This window comes from Pseudoalteromonas sp. OF5H-5 (assembly GCF_021530695.1).
Taxonomy (GTDB): Bacteria; Pseudomonadota; Gammaproteobacteria; order Enterobacterales; family Alteromonadaceae; genus Pseudoalteromonas.
The window spans coordinates 1-1,449 of the sequence record NZ_JAKGBF010000054.1 but is presented as its reverse complement, the minus strand read 5'-3'; the positions used below and the strand labels follow the sequence as shown (position 1 = coordinate 1,449).

Genomic DNA, 1,449 nt, shown 5'->3' with positions numbered 1-1,449 from the left:
AATCCATTTGCTTTCGGCTTCTTGCGTCCACGTTTTACGTTGGCGCTGGCAAATACGCTGGTAAAGTCCTTCGCGGCAGGCATCTAAAATAGTGATAGTGTGTACTGAATAGCGCTTTTTGCCTGCGTGGCTGTCTTGCACCAACTCGTTAAACAGGTTATCTACGCCGTTGTGTGTGCTGATCAAACGCACTTTAGCGCCCCACATGGTGAGTGCGAGTGCGGCTTTGAGTACTTCGGCCAAGCGCTCATGGAATGCCGCTTCATCAATGGTTACGTTGCCTTGCATGCCCCGTAAATTCGCGGGGTTAGAGCTGAGCGCTTGGATTTTAAAGCCACTGGCAAAGTAAATAACAAAGGTTAAGATTTCTTTGCCGTCTTGGCCGTCGTCAATAAACAACTCTTCTTGAATATCACCAGCAGCCTTGTTAAATGCTTTGGCCCACATGGCCGCTGCTTCAATAAACTCGCGGGCCATTTCTTTATTCGAGCCAACATAAAAATGGTTGGTGCCAAAGGCGTCTTTGCTTTTACTGGCTTCTAGCACCGCATCGGCCGCTTCTGCCCATGTGATACCTGTACGGCGGCTCTTTTCTGCAATTTTTAACGGCGAGTCGTCGGCTATCCAGCGCTTTTGGTAGCCAAGCAGCAGCTCGTTGGGGTTAAACGGCACCAACTCCATTATGCGATCCCCAATATTTGGTTTTTGATCATTTGTGCGCCTTCAGCCGTTAAACCCGCTTGGATGGCCGTTTCTTCGGCTGCTGCCGCCGCTTCTTCAGCGAATGCTTTGCGTATATCTTTTTCACGTTGGTGCACTTTCATGGCGGTTTCTTCTAGCCACTTGGTGGAGCGCATTACTTCTTTGATTTCACCAATATCTATGTCGGCGTCTTCGTCGGGGTTCATCAACTGGCGTTGCATGGCTTTAAACAACTGAGTTCGGCCCATTTCTAAAATGAGTTTTGACGTTTCGCCCATCGGCTTGTCGCCCAGTTCTGCAACCAGCGCTTTGGTCGCGGCTTGCGTTTCACGCAGTTGTTTACCTATAGCTTCCGTCTTTTGGGCATGGCGACTGAGGCCAGAGCGCGAAATGGTTGCCTCCTCATCCATGCCCGCATCGAGAATACGCCGATTAATCGCATCTAAAATATCGGCCTGCGAATTGCCGCTATCACGCAGCATTTCATCCAACATTTTTTTGATGTCTTCAGGCAGCATGTCTATTTTTGAGGGTTTGCCTCTGCGTACAGCATCACTCATAGCTATAAACTCCGAGGTGCTGGGCGTTTAATGCCTGGTACTGTGCTGGTGCCTTCAGCAACATCAATACCAGCGCTCGTAATGCGTGCAACCCATGTATTCTCGCTGAGCTTTTCGTTTTTAACGTAGCCGTTTTGCTCAAGCCAGTTGAGCAGAGTTTTAAGCTGGTCGAGGCTACAGCCGAGGC

The 1,449-nt window shown here is 49.6% G+C and carries 2 protein-coding genes and 1 pseudogene; all 3 read right to left on the bottom strand.

Going from position 1 to position 1,449, the window contains the following annotated elements:
• Positions 1-681: terminase large subunit domain-containing protein (locus L1271_RS24600; RefSeq protein ID WP_328266264.1), on the bottom strand; the 681-nt coding region annotated here is incomplete at its 3' end.
• The gene (locus L1271_RS24595; RefSeq protein ID WP_235369053.1) at positions 681-1,262 is read right to left on the bottom strand and encodes a DUF3486 family protein; all 582 of its coding nucleotides are present in this window, start codon (positions 1,260-1,262) and stop codon (positions 681-683) included. The genes L1271_RS24595 and L1271_RS24600, both read right to left, overlap by 1 nt.
• Positions 1,263-1,264: 2 nt before the next feature.
• A pseudogene (locus L1271_RS24590) lies at positions 1,265-1,449 on the bottom strand (hypothetical protein); the annotation flags it as partial.

What these genes read in the sequence shown, in the direction of transcription:
- L1271_RS24595 (WP_235369053.1), bottom strand. Translation starts at nt 1,262, where the DNA reads ATGAGTGATGCTGTACGCAGAGGCAAACCCTCAAAAATAGACATGCTG.